Annotated in this window: 19 protein-coding genes; 2 read left to right on the top strand and 17 right to left on the bottom strand. The window is 40.9% G+C overall.

The annotated features are described in order from the left end of the window. The first annotated feature begins 78 nt into the window (after positions 1 to 78). Both ACMXI2_RS04940 and ACMXI2_RS04935 read left to right on the top strand, forming a co-directional pair. Positions 79 to 921: an RNA polymerase sigma factor gene (locus ACMXI2_RS04940; RefSeq protein WP_483780591.1), complete on the top strand. Its 843-nt coding sequence runs from the start codon at positions 79 to 81 to the stop codon at positions 919 to 921. After that, entirely contained in the window at positions 872 to 1,969 is a 1,098-nt protein-coding gene (locus ACMXI2_RS04935) for a nuclease/transposase family protein (protein WP_483780590.1), read from the top strand. The genes ACMXI2_RS04940 and ACMXI2_RS04935 overlap by 50 nt, the downstream gene beginning before the upstream one ends. Before the next feature lie 405 nt (positions 1,970 to 2,374). Here ACMXI2_RS04935 and ACMXI2_RS04930 read toward each other — a convergent pair whose 3' ends face one another. The 17 genes from ACMXI2_RS04930 to ACMXI2_RS04850 all read right to left on the bottom strand — a co-directional run bounded on the left by ACMXI2_RS04930 (position 2,375) and on the right by ACMXI2_RS04850 (position 17,750). Further along, entirely contained in the window at positions 2,375 to 3,802 is a 1,428-nt protein-coding gene (locus ACMXI2_RS04930) for a hypothetical protein (protein WP_483780589.1), read from the bottom strand. Between the two features lie 9 nt (positions 3,803 to 3,811). Then, positions 3,812 to 8,551: a strawberry notch C-terminal domain-containing protein gene (locus ACMXI2_RS04925; RefSeq protein ID WP_483780588.1), complete on the bottom strand. Its 4,740-nt coding sequence runs from the start codon at positions 8,549 to 8,551 to the stop codon at positions 3,812 to 3,814. A gap of 72 nt (positions 8,552 to 8,623) precedes the next feature. Beyond that, positions 8,624 to 9,460 (bottom strand): hypothetical protein, encoded by an 837-nt coding sequence (locus tag ACMXI2_RS04920; RefSeq protein ID WP_483780587.1) that lies wholly within the window; start codon positions 9,458 to 9,460, stop codon positions 8,624 to 8,626. Positions 9,461 to 9,658: 198 nt separating this feature from the next. Then, complete coding sequence (locus tag ACMXI2_RS04915; protein WP_483780586.1) at positions 9,659 to 10,312, bottom strand: hypothetical protein; 654 nt, start codon at positions 10,310 to 10,312, stop codon at positions 9,659 to 9,661. Between the two features lie 43 nt (positions 10,313 to 10,355). After that, complete coding sequence (locus tag ACMXI2_RS04910) at positions 10,356 to 10,574, bottom strand: hypothetical protein (protein ID WP_483780585.1); 219 nt, start codon at positions 10,572 to 10,574, stop codon at positions 10,356 to 10,358. A gap of 79 nt (positions 10,575 to 10,653) precedes the next feature. Continuing rightward, the gene (locus tag ACMXI2_RS04905; protein WP_483780584.1) at positions 10,654 to 11,286 is read right to left on the bottom strand and encodes a hypothetical protein; all 633 of its coding nucleotides are present in this window, start codon (positions 11,284 to 11,286) and stop codon (positions 10,654 to 10,656) included. Between the two features lie 32 nt (positions 11,287 to 11,318). Beyond that, entirely contained in the window at positions 11,319 to 11,702 is a 384-nt protein-coding gene (locus tag ACMXI2_RS04900) for a peptidoglycan recognition protein family protein (protein ID WP_483780583.1), read from the bottom strand. A 32-nt stretch (positions 11,703 to 11,734) separates the two neighbouring features. After that, entirely contained in the window at positions 11,735 to 12,799 is a 1,065-nt protein-coding gene (locus ACMXI2_RS04895; protein WP_483780582.1) for a peptidoglycan-binding domain-containing protein, read from the bottom strand. A gap of 17 nt (positions 12,800 to 12,816) precedes the next feature. After that, positions 12,817 to 13,515: a hypothetical protein gene (locus tag ACMXI2_RS04890; protein WP_483780581.1), complete on the bottom strand. Its 699-nt coding sequence runs from the start codon at positions 13,513 to 13,515 to the stop codon at positions 12,817 to 12,819. Between the two features lie 32 nt (positions 13,516 to 13,547). Then, positions 13,548 to 13,730 carry a hypothetical protein gene (locus tag ACMXI2_RS04885; protein WP_483780580.1) on the bottom strand — a complete coding sequence of 61 codons (183 nt, stop codon included), beginning with the start codon at positions 13,728 to 13,730 and terminating at the stop codon, positions 13,548 to 13,550. A gap of 6 nt (positions 13,731 to 13,736) precedes the next feature. Then, positions 13,737 to 14,534: a hypothetical protein gene (locus ACMXI2_RS04880; protein ID WP_483780579.1), complete on the bottom strand. Its 798-nt coding sequence runs from the start codon at positions 14,532 to 14,534 to the stop codon at positions 13,737 to 13,739. A 1-nt stretch (position 14,535) separates the two neighbouring features. Continuing rightward, entirely contained in the window at positions 14,536 to 14,850 is a 315-nt protein-coding gene (locus tag ACMXI2_RS04875) for a hypothetical protein (RefSeq protein WP_483780578.1), read from the bottom strand. After that, a complete protein-coding gene (locus tag ACMXI2_RS04870) occupies positions 14,843 to 15,331 on the bottom strand; it encodes a hypothetical protein (protein ID WP_483780577.1) in 489 nt (162 codons plus the stop codon). The genes ACMXI2_RS04875 and ACMXI2_RS04870 overlap by 8 nt, the downstream gene beginning before the upstream one ends. Before the next feature lie 11 nt (positions 15,332 to 15,342). Next, on the bottom strand, positions 15,343 to 15,720 hold the full coding sequence (locus tag ACMXI2_RS04865; protein WP_483780576.1) for a hypothetical protein: 378 nt from the start codon (positions 15,718 to 15,720) through the stop codon (positions 15,343 to 15,345). 69 nt (positions 15,721 to 15,789) lie between these two features. Beyond that, the gene (locus tag ACMXI2_RS04860) at positions 15,790 to 16,347 is read right to left on the bottom strand and encodes a glycoside hydrolase family 24 protein (protein ID WP_483780575.1); all 558 of its coding nucleotides are present in this window, start codon (positions 16,345 to 16,347) and stop codon (positions 15,790 to 15,792) included. 8 nt (positions 16,348 to 16,355) lie between these two features. Continuing rightward, complete coding sequence (locus ACMXI2_RS04855; protein ID WP_483780574.1) at positions 16,356 to 17,072, bottom strand: hypothetical protein; 717 nt, start codon at positions 17,070 to 17,072, stop codon at positions 16,356 to 16,358. A gap of 33 nt (positions 17,073 to 17,105) precedes the next feature. After that, positions 17,106 to 17,750 carry a hypothetical protein gene (locus tag ACMXI2_RS04850; RefSeq protein ID WP_483780573.1) on the bottom strand — a complete coding sequence of 215 codons (645 nt, stop codon included), beginning with the start codon at positions 17,748 to 17,750 and terminating at the stop codon, positions 17,106 to 17,108. Positions 17,751 to 17,781: the final 31 nt, after the last annotated feature.

The raw sequence follows: 17,781 nt of genomic DNA, 5'->3' as shown, positions 1-17,781 counted from the left end.
ACAGAAGATGGAGAGTAGAGCCACCATTCGGTATCATTTCTTCAAAAGCTCTTGTACTTAACCCAATCTTTCTGAAATATGGGGTATAACATACTAATCGCAAACGAAACTAATACTTACTACTTTCAACTCTTCAAAGCAGGAGATGAATGTGGATTGAGATACCTATATGACAACATGAATAAGCCTTTACGTTACTATGGAAGGAAATTAGATAACGATACCTTTCTTATAGGATCAATTATTCAGGATGCCTTTCTAAGAGCATGGAATTTCCGTGATAAAGTAACGTCTCTATTCCACCTGTTCTTTTTTTTAAGGCTTGTAATGAGATGGGAACGTGCCCGCTACTACGCATCAAGGTCCGGAAAGCATCGTTCCAGAATATATTTTGTTGAGTACAATGAAGATATTGCATATAGTAATTTTGTAAACTCCACCTGGCATGACCGGAGTGAAAAGGAACTATCGGCCATTCTATCTGACAGAGCTGTTCAAATTGATGTCGCCATAAAACATCTACCAGACTATGACCGTAAAGTAATGACCCTTTTCTATCATCAAGGTTTGTCTGAAAAACAGATAGCTCGAAAGTTCAACAATAGTCATCAGAGCGTATCTAACATAATTCGGAAAAATACAGATACGCTAAGGTCATTTCTATTAAAAAAGCCCCTTCGAACTAAAATAAAGCCTGATGATACCTTCAATCCGATCCCCAATTTATCTGCTATTCAAATGAGGATTTACCACATGAGAAAAATGGATAGGTTCGGCTTTGATAGGATTAGTACTGAGCTAAATATGCCCATAGAAGATGTGATACTGATTTATGCAGAAATAAATGAACTGTCAAATCAAATGAGAAAACATGCCTCCAAAAGACATAGTCATTACAAGAAAAATACAATTGCTAATTGATAGTGATGATAAAACCGAGCGCGAAAGGGTTTGGACAGCGTTATATAAATGGAGATTTATCTGCTTTAAGGCAGCGAATTACATCTTCACCCATCAGTATATTCAGGATAATATAAAAGAGATATTTTATTTGAATGATAATACGAAAGTAAAGCTTTGTGATATCAGCAGAGATAGTGATGGTATTTTTACAACTTCACGGGTAAACACTACATACCAGGTATTAAGCAGGAATTTCAAGGGAGAGCTACCAATGAACATCCTTGCCGCACTGAATAACCTATTAGTTACTCAATATAATCTTGAAAGGGTTCAATATCAGAATGGAGACAGGTCGTTAAGGAATTATAAGAAAACAATTCCCATCCCTATTCCTCCGCGAAATATAGTAGGAATAAGACATTCAGATAAAGGGAATTTTTATTCCTTTACAATTTTTGGTTTGCATTTCAACACCTACTTTGGAAAAGACGTTGACGACAAACCCATAATGTGGGAGCGTTTCATGCGTGGGCAATACAGTCTTGGGACAAGCTCAATTATTTTTGATAAGGGAAAGATTTTTCTTCATGCGGTTTTCAAAATAGAAAACACTATAGATGAAGTTAAGTCCTCCATCATTGCAGAAGCCGAACTAAGCTTAGAGGTTCCAATCGTTGTAACCATTGGAAAGAATAGATATGAGATTGGATATAAGGAAGATTATCTATATCGAAGAGTAGCGATTCAGCAAAGCAGGAGAAGAGCACAAAAAGCGGTAAGCTTTAATAGATCAAGCAATGGGTTATCCAGAAAGAAACAAAATTTGACATCATTTGCAGATAAGGAACATCGGTATATCGATCAGAAAATGCACGTTTATAGTAGGAGGCTAATAAAGCTATGCTTAAAGTTGGGTGTGGGAACATTGATATTGGTAAATCAAACGGAGAAAGAGATGGAAGCTAAGGAAGATCATTTCCTTCTAAGAAACTGGGGTTATTTTGGTCTGAAAGAAAAGATAAAGTATAAATCAGAGAAGGTTGGTATAAAGATTTTGGTTGAATAGCCTCTATATTTCATTATCTAATTTGAGGGTGCTTGTACATCCGTAGAGTGAGGCTAAATGCACTCACTAAATCTCTAATAATCTGGATCATTCCTTTTGTACTACTGATCTCTCATTATTAATTGGTATTTACAACAAGAGTCAGTTGTCTAATAGCTTATAAAGGACGCAATTGTGAAAAATTCTTTTATTGGAATGTTACAATATGGGCGATCTGGTTATAGGCTGGTATAGGCTTGGATCTACTCAATTAGTTCTACAACGTGGGCGATCTGGTTACTGATCTGGAATATCCACAATTTACTCGAAACAGTATTAACCATTTCTTCATACGAACCGATCGATGATTAAAACAACGATTGATGATCAAAAAGGCAATGTTTCCACATTGCCTAATTTTCTTAGCTACGCCGCTCGTTCAAAAATGTCCATCTCGCCCCCCTGGTTATATCTGCCGAATTGTATGGCTTTTCCTATTTGGGGTACATCAACCACTATATCAACATCATGCTGAAAGTCATTACCACCACGAAACATGCCGCTTTTGGTGACCTGAAATACATAAATAAAACTTTTCAAGGGATTATCAGCTTTAAGCCTGCGAAGATCATCTGGTGTCAATCCCAACCGGGTTACACTATCTAAAAAGATGTAGGCAAAAGGACTCAAATCCGGCGGTAGCGTAGATGATATGGTAAGATTGGGATGTTTTACCCGCTCCAGCTTATCCTGCAAGGTGCGGTTGAGTCCTTCTTCCTTTGCAACATATAAAACTTGACCATGATTGCGTGCAAGATACCCGGCAAAATCAACGCATAAGCTCGATTTTCCATATTTGGGCTTGCCTGATACCATCGCGGTAAATCCTGGTGAAGGATCACCTATAAAATCCCTCCACTTACCCTGCAGGCCGATAGAGGAGAACTTCACATTTGCAAAGTCCATACTATTCATCACCTGCGGTAGAGGGTCCAACCCGTTCAATACGGATGGAGGGCAATTACAACCAGACAGTATTCCCTGTAAACCTTTTAAAGTTTGCATCTCAATCCTCAGCGCCTTTATGCTGCTGGCCGAAACGAAATCGTATAAGTGTTTTCTAATAGCTGCTAATTCATGATGATATGGATCATCGCTACCAATGACGCCTCTATCTATGGCTATGTCAATTTGTTTAAGCAAGGCGGTAGCCTTTAACTTAACGCCTGGCTTTTCGTGCATTCCTATATAACGCTTAATAAACGATACAGATGGAAGTACTTTTTCACCGGAAACAAATTGTTTGAATAATTCTACCGTCTCCGGTTTAAACACTAAGGTGATTTTTGCTTTCATCGAATTATACGTATCTACCAGTCTATCCTGTATATAACGGATCTGTTCAGCCCAGGGCGAGGTTTTTCGGATACGCTTTTCTATAATAGCCTTCTGAAGAGAATTAATAAATTTAAGTATTTGCTCTTTGGTTTGCATCTTTTCATTTAAGTTAACAAAACGACGTATAAACCGTAGTTCCTCAGAAGTCCTTGATACCAGGTGCATATCTGAAATAGTAACATTTACCTCCGGGCTAACGTTCTTTTTGTTGGCTTTCGCTTTGGCCGGTTGCGCCTTCGGAGACGACTTCTTTTCCTGTGCCATGAGCACAGAGGAGAGTTTATCAAAATACACATCTATCACCCTCTTGATGCTGGCACTTTGAAGGTAGTTATCCCAGTTTCGTCCATCGTCGGTTGCTTTACCTACATACTCGTGGCCCTTCCTGAGAGCTTCAGGAAGCAGACTGAAATCTACCGTCTTAACTTTCTGATAATAATTCTTCGGTGAAAACATAATATTTATTTAGGCTGCCAGTAATTGTAATTCCAGTTCCAGGGCTTCTGCTTCTAATTCAAGAAGGGAAATAATAGTAGTTCCCGTTTTTCCATCATCGCGGACTTCCGTACTTTGATTATTCGCTGCCTGTATTTCAGCATCCCGATCTACAGGTGGTGGTAATATAATAGATCGGGAGCTGTAGATGCCGGATGATTGTTTCTCTAAGTGTTGAAATTGGACATTGCTGATGGTCATAGATAAACTGTGGTTTCGTTGAAGCACCTGTACAACGTCTGTAATTCTATCTTCATCAACCATTGCAACCATTTTATCAGCTGTTTTCTGGAAATTGTTTCCGGCTACCAATGGAAGCAGATCTTTATCAAGATATATATCACCACCGCGTGCATGGCTACCACCTACGATAATCCTGTATTGCCTATTTTGCTTAAAAAAGGACAATCCATTATTGGTAATCATATGCCCACCATGAACAATCGACTTTATCAGAGGCAACGCGTTGATAATCGGAACAGTTACTCGATCTGCCACTTCCTTGCCAGCATCCCAATGCTCTGGCATTAAAATCCCCTTCTTTGTTTGACCATCGGCGGTTGTATAACTAACGAGCTTTCCTTTAAAGTCACTAAAGGCTTGCAAAAGGTTACCCGTAATTACATGCCTGATATTTCGATTCACATTGGCATTTTTCGTTTGTGATTCCCATTCATCTAATAGTACTGTTTTTTCAGGTTGGGAACGTGTACCGCTGGCGCCTTGAATTGCAAGAATCTGTTGCGTAAAAGATGCCGGAATAACAAGGTATTTACTGCTATTGGCAATAGCGAAGCGTAGCTTTACCTGCGAAGGAACGAAGGGATTCTTCTTTTTCAGGTCGATACCATATCCTAAGAAAACCGCCGGAACTAATTCTGTACCCATGCCATAACTAGCAATAGAATAAATAACTGCACGGCCAGGATAAAAGAATTTAAAAATAGTAAGCAGCGCGTTTTTTCTGCCGTTTGCTTTTGCCTCAATGCGATTAATACTGGCTACTTTGGCTTCTTCTATTTCAGCAATCTGTTCTAGTTGCGTTTTCTTCTTTGTATCTTTTGCGGCAGCAAGCAAACTCTGATAATGTAATTCGTTGTCAGCCAGCTCGCCGTCCAGCCGTTCTTTCCAATCCTTTAAGAAACTATCTATTAGCGCATTTGTCTGTGATTGAGGATCACCAACCTTCAATGTTTCTGTCAGCAGGTTATCCAATTCTGCGCGATTGAATGGTTTTCTTAATACATTGGCCTTAACTACTTCCAATACACTATCAGTGCCGAATGCACTTGCGCTGCCGTTCCCTGATTTCACCACGCGGCTGCTTACTGTTTCTGCCTCCAGGTTCATTGTTTCTACTTCCAGGTCATAGTCGCCAACCTGCTGAAGATAAGATATGTATTCATTGTATCGCTCGGCCACCTCATTATAAAAATCAGTCTGCATTTGAGTAGATAACACCGCTACGCGGCCACTTACCTTATGTGCAGCATTTTCCATGCTACCATCACCACTACTATCGCCATCACTATCCGCACTGGCACGGAGCAAATGCAGTGGATCATCGAGCATCACATTAACATCAGGGTTTTCCTGCAGGTATTCTTCTACTATTTTATCACCGTATTTATTTAGAAAATCAGGAACATCCAATATTTTTGTTGACTGCTTCTGATTGCTGGTAGTATTCGCGTCCAATGATTTCAGCTTCTTCTGGAGCATCATCATTAGCCGCTTTTCTGCTGGTATTGCGGAGGTAACATAGTCATAAATGGGTTTGAGTATTTGCCCGGTGCGATTAATTCGCCCCCGTTTCTGCACTTCAGTACTAATATCCAGTTCCGCCTGGAGAACAATCATCACTCGTTGGCGGACCTCACTGGCTGCCACCTTTGATGTAGCTATGGCGTGGGCAGATGCACCGGTACTACCGGACTGGTTTATCATCAATATATCCACTTCGTTATTGTTAAACCGGCGGAACGCATCATTAGTATTAAGTTTCCGCCGGGATAACACCAATCCCATACCTGTTTCCATGTTTAGTTGCAGGTGATATTTACGCCCAGTTACCTCTGCCACGCTATAACCGGCCTTTTCAAGGGTCTGTATTATCACATCAATTGGACTGATGGTGATACCGGTTGATACCTCTTCGATACGCTGGTAAATATCACCATAGTAACCGCTTGCCCCATCTGGCAACTCAGAAAGATCAAATCGTTTATGCACAGAATTTCCAGCTACATCTTTCTCCGTATACCGTAACACACCGTCCAACCCTCGCTTTAATACTTCTGAAAAATCTGCATTAATAACGCTGCCATCACTCACCGGCATCCCATTACCATCTTCCAGTGTTTCGATAAATGATCCCATTGTTGACGCAAATGCAATAACAGGCTTTTTACCTTCCCGCAGGCGCATGATGGCGCGTTCCGCAACTGATTTAGCCTTTAGAGAGAAAAGCATTTGGTTAATTACTTGGAAGATCTTTGAGAAATAGGGCTGATTATCAACACCGGCTTGGCTTGTACCTTCCCTCACCCCCACTTCCTTGCCTTCTGCCGCCGCAATCTTATCTAGCACTTTGACTACTTTAGTTACGTAGGTATTTTGAAAATCTATTATGTCACGCAGGATACCAGTAATATTGTCGGCTATAGCCCGATGCTCTTCAGACTTATCATCCAATGAGATATAGTTTACTTCAACCCCTTCAAAGCTACGTTCCCTCCGGAGCATTTGCCCTTCTGCAACCAATTGGGCTGAAAGGACTTCCTGTAATGCCACTCCGCCGCGGGTTATTGCATCTACTAATTCCTCGCTGCTCATGGTACAATCGCTGATGGCGGTTTTCATTGCATAGATTGGCATATTGTCCGGCCGCTTGGCGAAGGTTGCCGAGAGAAAAGCAACCCCACGGGTTACAGCGATAATGCCCTGCAGGAAGTTTCCGGTATTACTGCTACCGCTGCTGTTATGAGCCTCATCCAGGATGAAAATATTATCATTGGCGATTGACCGCAAAAATGTGGGTTTCAATGGCTTTCGGTCAACACTATTAAACTGACTGTAGGTAGCCACAACAAAATGACAGTTGGGTGGAAGTAGCTGTGATTCAAAAATAAGCCGCTGAGCGGGAGCAGGTAATGCCTGGTAAACAACATTTCCATCTACATCCTTGATGTCCGTTTTACTTTCCCGCGCATTAACAATAAACGGTTGTAAATGCCCGCTACCAATAGCTACCAGGTCACGATATATGTCTGAAAACAGGTTGGCTTTCTCCGTAAGAAATACAGGCTTTAAACCCTGTTGCACGCCATACCGGATAATAGCTGCGGCAACACGTCCTTTACCAATACCGGTTTGATCACCTATGATCAATCCTTGATTGCGGGCTTCAATATTATAAATTGCCATTCCCACTGCATCTATCTGTTCAGCAGCAAGAGCACGGCATAAGTCCACTTTGGTACCGTAGCCGAGGCGGTGACGTACAAAGTTATCCATATCGCCTCCCACCGCCTGACGGATACGGTCAACCGCCGACTGGGTTTCAAATGCCATACTGTCCGGAACCTGAGTATCCAAAACAACACACGCTTCCGAGGCTGGCATATAAGGTGCGCCCAGTGCTGCATCGTCCAGCAACGCAAGCAGGTCCGTAGCCTCTTGTTCCAACGATTGCCTTTTCATAGCTATATTATTTTTCAGAGAGCCGTTGACATGCATAAGAGGATTATCCATTGCTTCGGAAACACGGGTAAATAACTGGTCAAAACTATTTACGGTGAAATCCAGCATGGGATGATATAGTGGAGCTGCGCCTTCCGGGTGGGGTTTTCTTCCGGATATTAATATTAATCTTACATCAAAAGAAGTTCCCTGGCGCGAATACAACCTTTTACCGCTGATATTAATTACATCTTTTACGTAGTATCGGCTATAGAGAAAGTTGAAAAAAATCCGATTCTTTCCTGCCTGAATGCGTCCTTCTGTGTCCCATGAAGTATGACCACCTATAATAATTGCAGCTTTGCCATTATGAATCATTGTTTCCAGCGCCTGCAATGCCATAAGATGCTCCAAACTATTGATCTTATAATTATCAAACCATACAGGAGCCTTCAAAATACCAAACGGTGGATTGGTAAGAACTGCATTGAAGGTGTTAGCCACATCATAGAAGGATTTGGTTGCGTCCCTGTTCCATACATTGGCAAACCCCTGGGTTTGTAGGTTACTGCGCCGCAAATCGTCAATTTCATTAACATACACTCTTTGTGCGGCAGCAGCAATCGTTAACAAGCCGTTTCCGGCAGATGGTTCAAAAGCATACCCTCCATTTTGAATAAGTGAATCTAAGCCACAAAAAATACCCATTAGATAGCCGATTGGGGCAGGGGTGGAATATTGTTGCAGTAGAATACTTTGGGAGGTGCGGTGTGATAAATTCACCTGCCTATTATATAAGCCGACTATATTTTGGTAGCGTTCATAGATGCTCAACCCTCCTTGATGTGCCATATAGCGGGCGACACTCACAATGGCTAGTTCAGTCAGTTCCTTAGTTTCATTCTTATCAGAAATGCCAAAGCTGCCAGCCAGTTTTTCAATACTGGATTTATTATGTGAGCGTGCCACATCATCGAGTAAAATTACCTTTACCTGCTGAACAAATGCTGCTTTTTTACTATCCATCATACTACCTTTATAACAAAACGTAAAGTATCATCGGCATATATCAGCGTTAAACACCGCTGTCTTATTACTGTATTATGGCTTACTCTTTAGTACATCTCTGATTTCAACCAGGAGGTTCTTCATCGCCAGAAAATCTGCGGACTGCGCTGTTTGATTGGAGAGCATAGATTTATTGTAACCTTCTGTCTTACCAACAACACTTAAAATATTAGATAGAGCTTGGGTTTGGCCAACAATCTCACTTGTTTGCACGTCCTGGTTAATGATGGAATGTTCCAATATTGATTTAATATCAGTATTTAAACTCCCTGATGCGACCATCATTTGGGTTTGCCGTTTGATTTCTACAGTCATTTCCTCTTGCTTAATAAAGGATTGGGCTGATATTTCCTTTATTGAAGTCACGTCCTTATTAATAGATAACAAATAAGTAGAGTGGGTTTTCAACTCCTCCGTCTGTTTCTCCTGGTTGTCTAAAAATTTTTCATACATCTCCTTAGTCCTTGTAAGTATACTATCAATTGCGACCAGGGCGTTTAATTGAGCTTGTTGATAACCTAAATCTACCTGCATGGACCCATTCACAACATTAAACTGTTGTTTTATAGCAATCAGCTCATTTATCTGATTCTGCATGTATATCAAAACATCATCCTCAAACTTGCTACCAGTATCTAACAAATGACTGACATAATCGCGCAAAGCTGCAATATCAATTAATCCAGCAGGAAAAGTAACATCGTATAATCTAATAAGAATTTCCTTTAGTGGTCCTTCTCCTATATTGATACGAATGGTATCATCCCGGATAACCTCAACAATCTTTACCTGTGATTTTGCAACTAAAAGTATACTGCTATCAATTGAAATACGGATAAAGGCACCGTAGTTTAAAATTTGAACAGTCATATCCCAAATGATTTAAGGGTTAGTTTTAAAAGTATCAATTGCTACTTCGCCAATGAGAGAACCAACGAATGCTCCAATCATCACATACGGACCAGTATCTTTTCTGGCTTCCCTTGCATAGAAATAAAAAAGTAAGGAAGTCAACAAGGAGGAGGCAGACACAATTGTATTATCAGTGCGGGTCATTTGCTTTTTATATTAATGATGTAACAAAGAAGCAGCAGTGATTCCCCCTAACAACAGAACTGCAGCAGAAAGCAATCTGTTTTTCTTTTTATGCCGCTTAATTTCTTCCTGATACAATAAATTATTATCAAACAGTACTTTCTGATTGGATAGACTTTCATTAAGTTTATTCTCCAGATATTGATGTTGATTTTCCTGAACAATAATAACACTATCCTTCACCTCTACTTGTTGCTCAAGAACATCAACCATTTGCATATGAAGGCTATCTTTTTCAAAATCACTGCTCAACAGTTCAGCTATACTTATTTTTATTTCTTCGGGAAGCGTGCTATTAAAAGCACTATCTGAAGGTGCTTTATATTCATCCAACTCGGCATTTACCTTCTGGATCAAATGACTATGCTTAACTTTCTTCTGCCGCAATGCTACATTGGTGCTTTGCTTTTGTTGGGTAAGGATACTATCTTTTACATTCAGTGCATTTATATCTTTGCGGTATACAGCATCATTGACAGCAACCTCTTTTTTGATAGAATCCGGATTGGTACCTATAACTAAGGAAGGAGATATAGAAGTGTGGAAGAAACCCATATTGCCTACACCAATCCCGACAAGGAAACCAATGGCAATCAACAATAACTTAATAAATTGAGCTTGATTCATGAAAATATTTTTTTTTAGTGAGAGAGCGTATCGGGATTAGATATTACTGCTGAACTACCTTTTTCTCAATAGAATAACCAAAGCAGCCTGCTGCTACAAGGCTGGCAAACGTGTAAAACATGTGTTCCGGCACATCCTTTTGAAAGAACTGTTGGGCTACCCAACTTATTAGCATAGCAAGTAAAAGCAGTGCTACTACGATTTCCCGTATGCTATAGCATCCGTTTTTATCTTTAAAAAATTGCTGAAATATCTGTTTCATGATATTTGATATTAAGATGAATTGATACGGATAATATTATATGAAGCAAAAGCTATCCCACCAGCCGCTAAAATTGCAACTAATGGGATAATGAATTTTTTCCCATACCAGATTTAAGAGATGAAAGATCCGGAGCCGATTGGTCAATTTGAAGGAGAGTATATGTGAAGGTGTTGCCGTATAGTTTTTTATGTGCTTCACAATACTGCATAAACTGCTGAAAGTCTCCAGAATTGGCGAATACCTGGCAACCTGCTGAAAATCCCTCTACGATTTTGGTATTCCCTTTTTCCTGTGCACGATGGATATTAATGCCAAATAAACCTTTTTCTTCTCTGCCACTGCTGAAATCCAACTTTCCATCCTTGTTATAATCACGAATAACAGTGACAGGCGCACGCTGGACAAGCGCCAAATACAAACCTCTATGCATCCCAATGGCATATGAAGCGATGTATTGACCAGCTTTAAGAATGGCGGCCCCATTGCCATTAATAGGATTTTTCAGATACGGCAGACCTGGATCTGTGGTTGCCGGAAATGACATAAACTGCCATGAACCGGTGGAATCGACAAAAAATACGTTTATACTATCATCAAAGGCGTTTGGTATGTGGGTTGAGGAACGAATACCAACGATATTAAGCTCGTAGGGGCGTTGGAACACCCTATAGCCCCTTATTACAAGGGCCTGCTTGATAATTTCTAACATAAAAATGTATTTAAATTGAGAGGGTGAGGGAATTATGCGGCCAATAGCGTGACGGGAATATACTCTTGCAGCCAGGATTTTACATTAAAACCAGGTTGCTCCTTTACGCCGTAAAGCTCATCTGCACCGATAATGCGTGCATCGGGAAACTGTTCAGATAACAATACTAACGTGTTGAACATACAGTCACATTGAGTAGCAGTGCGTGTATCCTGGACATTTCCTTTTTTATCAATGCCGCCAACATAAGCAATGTCAACGCAACCATCCTTTGCATTTACCTGGTTGAGATTCAGTAATCTTCCGGAGAGCGTAATAATGAAATGATATGGAAGTTTAAAAACGTCTATAGACTGACGCATATCTGTTGCTGTGCTGTGAACTACGATGTACTTCACATTATGTTTGTTTGGCATGATGTCATTTTTTAAAGAATGAAAAATGGAGATTACATATAGGTTACAGAACGGGTTTGTACCAAGAAGTACTTTTTATTATTTTCAAAGAGGGTATAATCAAGTCTGCGGCTGACTTCAACACCCAATACCATTTTTGCGGGAACAGTTATACTCTTTTTACCATTAATCCATATCGTAGCGAGTTCTTTAGTGGCAATGGTCATACCGTCAAGGCCCGACAAGCTCCATTTCGTTCCATCATAGCGCAATCCCATTCTTACAAATTCGTACCTGATCTGCGATTTTTGGCTTTCGGCAAGGAATGTAGACAAGATGCCATTTACCAAAGTTTTGCGTACCCCACCATTCAGCCGATACTCCTGAAACTTCGTATTGACCAACTGATACTCTGAAACAGAGCTGATCTTTTTTAAATACGATAATACTGCGGTCAGATCTTTCTTTTGAGTTGAAGTAAAAATATTCTTTGCAATTGCATCGGCATCGAACCCACTTGTAGCACCCGCACTGCTGTCCTGGGTTAATACATTGTACAATGTTTCACTGACAGTAGATGGCAGCTTTAATTTTTTCAGTGCTGCTATCACTTCTGATCCAAAACTACCATCAGCACCATAACGAGGCAGGATAGAGGAACCATTTTTTTTAATTAAAGCTTGCTGCAGTAACCTGACCCTTTCACCCTTGCTACCCTTTTTTAAAGGAAATGCGTCTTTCTCCGCACTATTAGTAGTAGTCGGTTGATACGTTTTCGCCGGGATATTAACTGAGGTATCAATTATGGGATTATAATTGCCGGATGAAGAAGAAGGAGTTTTTATTGGAGAAAGCGGTGGTGTAAATATGCTGTCTGTATTTGGCAGGGTTGTATTATCCTGCGGCTTAAAAAAGGAATCATTACTTGACCCGGTGGACTTTCTTCCTTTCCGTTTGATATACTGCCAACAGAAGTATCCAGTGATTCCGACAGCACCGAGTGTTAACATAGTTAAAACAATATTAGAGGATCCTGTCTTTTTCCGGCCTTTGGCCTGGACTAATAGGAGCTTTGTGGCTTTGGGCTTTTTCGCCGCTTTAGTTTTTTGTATCGCCATTTTTTTCTATTTGACTGTTAAGTACGAGGCTTAGAAGCTATCAGCTGCATCATTGGGGCATATTCCCAAAACTCAAGTTCTTCTCTAAGGTCTTTTACTAAATCACTTCCATACATATTTTGGTAAACAATACTCAATTGCTGAAATGCGCTTTGCGTGGGCACCTCAATGAAAACTGCTTTTATAGCCTCCTCATCTGTACCTGGGAATAAGCCATATTTGATATCAAAAGCTGCTTTAAGCCGTTTTGCCCATGACTGATAGGGAGAAGTGGAAGAAGGGCTATTGTTTGCACTACCATCCGGCTTTGCACTGATAATAGCCAGCATCTCATTATACTCGGTTGTTTTTAACTCAGCTTGCATATCGGCCATCATCGAGCGTCCATATAATCGCTGATAAGAATTAATAACCTCCCTGAAAGCAGCTTTATGTGGCACGGCAATTACAGCCGATCTGAGAGCATCTTTATCTGTACCCCACCAACCATCATTATCAAACGCCATCTTTATTTGCTTTGCCAATGCTGGTGCACTCCCTTCCTCCATAGTCAAGCGCTGCTCACTTCGGGAAATCCCCGTTTTGATTAGATTCCTGGCCAGGATAACAGCACCGCCTAAGAGCACAATACCGACTAAAGAGTATTGAATTTTCTCCCTGGTTGTTAGGCCGATATTATCTGGGCCATTGTTATCGTTTTCCTGAGCATAACTCATGTGAAAGGAGTTTTAAGAATCAATTTCTGTAATTACACCCCCAGGTATTTCTTGGCAAGGGCAGTCTTTGCAGGGTCATTTGCTATTACGTGTGCAAGTTTCGTGAGTTCCTTCACCGTTAGCTTTGAAGCGAGAACCGACAATGATTTAATTTTCTGGTCGGCATCGGCCTCGGAGGAAGTTTCAATAGTAATCTGATATTGATATTTTTTCATAATGGTTTATTTTTCAGTTTGAAATAATTCTATTACCGTTGAAATATTGTCGGGATTTTCACTTAGAAAATCGATGATGGAGAGCATGGCAACCAATTGTTCTTCATTTAATCGCTGCTGCATTCGCTGAATCACCGCGATTCTTGCATTTGTCTGTTCATCATGGTCAGTACCAGCATTTTTTTCAAAGGTTACGGAATCAGGGTGACCGGGTGCAGCCTCTGGTAAAGGAGCAGGAGTACCACCAAATAAGCCTGCAAGGGATTGTCCCATAGGTATTTTGCCCGCATTCTTCTGTAATATTCCAGATAATAAAGCTGATGCTACCTCTCCCAAAGAAACAGCGTTCGTATACCTTGCTTGTTCCATGTCCCGGATACGCTGTTCCAGTTGTTCCGCAAATTCTTCCGATTCTCCCAACTGCTGTTCCGTGGCTGCTAGTTTCTCCCGAAGGCGTTGTAACTCATACTCACGGTCCTTTTCACTTAACCGTTGAGATATAATCTGATCAATTTCGCCTAATCCGGAAAGCGTGCCGCCTGATCCGTCAAAAGAAAAAGAATAACGGGTGTTCCGATTAGTGCCAGGACCATCATAAACAAGGATGCTGATATTTCGTGTGTCATCCTTTATCTCCTGTTCATAGTCTTCAAACTCCTTTATCTCATTGGTACGCGTAGTTATTTTGATGCCATCAACAATGACTTCGTAATCCCTGGGTTTCTCCTTGTCAAATTCCCTTTGGAGATAACGGCGTATAGCATCAATGCGGGGCTGGCTATATTTTTCCTGGATCAGTGGCATTTTACAAAGTTTTAGGAATGACCTGGACAAATATGATATGCCTAATTACTGAGGAATAGTTCTGCATCGTTATCTCTCCTTTATGCTCATACTGCAACTCATTGCTATTCCCTGTGCTTAAATCATATACACCGCTATCGCTATTAATAAGCACCATCTCTGTTGGTTCGGTTAAAATGAACAGCTGATTGGCAGCACTAATGGACGTTTTCCCCCGCGGCGCAAGAACATAGTGGCGCAAACGATAGTTATACTGCTTAATTCCCAGTTCATCGCAGCGTTGCTTGATATAATCCATTAATAATTCACTATTCATTTTTCCGATTTTTAAGCGTGACCCAGATATGTATGGAAAGGTGGTAGATAACGTCTGTGGATGACTGTATTCCTAGAGTATCTATGTATGAGCCGTAAAACATTCGGCAACCAGGTAAATCAATTGGGTCTGGTTTCCAACCTGCCGATTGAGCAATAGCATCACCCAAAATCCGTCCTCCTTCTCTAAAACCCGCCTGAATAGCAGTATAGCCCAGGTCAGTTGTGGTCATTGACATTCTTTCTGGCAGGACATAAAGACAATAGCAAACATCAGCTTTGCCTTCGCTTTGAAGCCATAGTGTTCCGGCCCCCATGCTTTTATAATACTGGATCTTTATCCCTTCTACTATACGAATAGCTGTCTCTATTCCAACAATCCTATCGATATCAAGTGGAAGGTTAATCTGAAAGAAGATCTGTTGTCCTCTACGTTCAATAGGAATACTATGGCTAACAACGGTTGCGGCTAACTTCTTCATGGCGGATGGTTTTATTCGCTCTGTTCACAGCTTAAATACACAGTAACTCTATATGGTTCGAAAAATGTCCGGCTGTCCAGGGAATCTTTGAACTCAACTTTTAACTGACCATTGCCCACTGGGACTGTACCAAGATCATAGTACCTCAGACTGGGAGATAAATTAATTCCGCTCATCAAAAGTTTACTTTCATAATTTTCCGGAAACAATTCAAACTTATTAATTTCAATCCTTTGGGAACCGCGATAGTAAAGCAAATCATCTTTATTTGATGTTAGCAGAATCCCTTTGATGGAAATAATGTTTTTATCAAGTTCAAATGTTTGAGAAAAGATCCTCTCTGGCGAACTGACCTGCAAATCGTATCGTTTTTTAATAATGCTTGTCATATAGTGATGGTTTATTAGTAAAAGCAGTAGAGAAAGAAATCTCGATTGCATTTGCCTAGTCAACATCGATCATGAAAAAATAAGTGTGCCGCCAGCCCTTTCATAAAATCTTAGTAGTTCTTCCATTCTTAGTTCCCTTTGACCATAACCAGCACCAGGCAAGGATGCCCAAATTTTCTGCACTTTCACAATGGCGATAGAGATCCTGCCAGCTAGAACATCGGGGAGGGCACCTTTTTGCCGAATTAGTTCCATGGCAGCAGCATCCTGGCTTTGCGGGCTAAAATCTGGTAGCTTTAACTGCTGTTTCAAACTTGACCAGGTTCGGAAAAGGAATTGGTATGCACCGGCAGCGGTACTGGTTATACCTGATTTTCGGACGGCCCGGTTAGGGTGTACGGAATAATCAGTAAATAATTCGCCACCGAAAAGCATACGATAGGCATTTGCTCCAATGGTGCCTTCTGCGTGTTGTAGCATCAACAGAAAAGCTTTTAAATTATTCGATTCAGGATTGGGATGAATCATGGGATAAGATTTATTGTTTGCAAAACCTTTTTTAAAAAGAATCAACAATACAGTGGGGAGTCCAAGCCCAATAATCAAAAGTTTAAAAAACCGGGGCATAAAACTTATTATGGTGTGGTGATAGTCCCATGCAATCCAACGTACAGATAAGTGTTTGGTGGAATACCATCCTGACTGCCGAGTTCCACAGTCATTTCCACCAGCACATCGTCATGTATTACCCTGGGATTGGCAAGTTTGTAATAGCCAACAGGCACGTAGTGGTAGTTACTTGTTTTAAAGACAGCATTTGATGTCTCCGGCACGATCTGCTTCTTATTACTTTTAAGGCCAAATTCACCATTTGCAATGGCAGGAAAGTTTTCTAACCCCTTAAATTCGGTAGCAATGATCTTATCCTTTGACCCATCGGTGGCAGTTCCTGCGAGCACAATAATACCCGATACCAAAAGAGCTTGATTCTTTGGTAGCTTCGCATTACTGATATTTCTCAGTCCAATTTCCTTGTCATCCTGCGTTTCAAAGAGTTTTATAGTTTTTGAATTGACGGGTTTGATGCTATAGATCACCGTATCCGCTAGGCGCAGCTCACCTTTGACCAAAGCTTCTTTGACATTTACGGGAAGTTCGCCGAAGAACTTTTCCATTTCAGCGCGTGATCCACGGGAGGGAGCACCGGTGTTCGCTAATTTATTGATGGTACGCTGGCGGGCAACCGGATTCATTCTCTTCAGTGCACCTAAAAGCTCATCCCCATCCGGGCCATCAAGACCAAGTAAGGCTCCCTGATTGTTATACTCTTCAATTGCTTCAAGTCCTTGCATAAATAATTTTTTAATAGTTAATGAATACTCTGTTTAAAGATTATAGTCGGTTACATCCGCCATTCCAATCCCCTCAAAATCATCAGACCCTTCTAAATCAAATTGGCGGTTTCCCATTTGCAGCCTTGCCATTCCAGCATCTTCAATTTGTTGCTGAATGTTATCTAATGCTGCAAGCCCACCATTTAAATCATCTGAATAATAGGATTCGCCAGTTAACTGGGGGTTATAGTCACCGTAATTAAAATATTGCAACTGCCCCATACCATTAACCCCCTCTGCCTTTTTCTTCAGAACTTTGTCCAAATACAGCTTTTGAGCAAAGCTATCTTTGTACGCTTGCAGACGATCTTTTATGCCATCCATACCATCCAGCCCAGCCACAGTGCTTTTAGTCTGGAATCCATTAGATGCCATTAGACCCACTCCCAAAAGAGTGGCAAGCCGGTTGTTGGTATAGTGCCCTAAACCAGTCACCCCTAAACCAATCAACAGGGATGGCTTACCGATAGCTGCCCCAACTATTCCTCCGCCGAGCACACCAATGAGTAAATCCTTACCAGTTTCAAGTAGCGAGTTTTTAATATTGCCTTTCGTCTCAAGTTTGGATTGAAAGGAACCTATGATGGCGGTTTTATGCGCTATTTGGGTATAACGGTTCTTTTTATGATTTGCCATAATTATTTGATTTATCCGTAATGAAAGAGAT

Source organism: Chitinophaga sp. G7 BAM 1005 (genome assembly GCF_057126945.1).
This window is presented reverse-complemented; position numbering and strand designations above follow the sequence as displayed.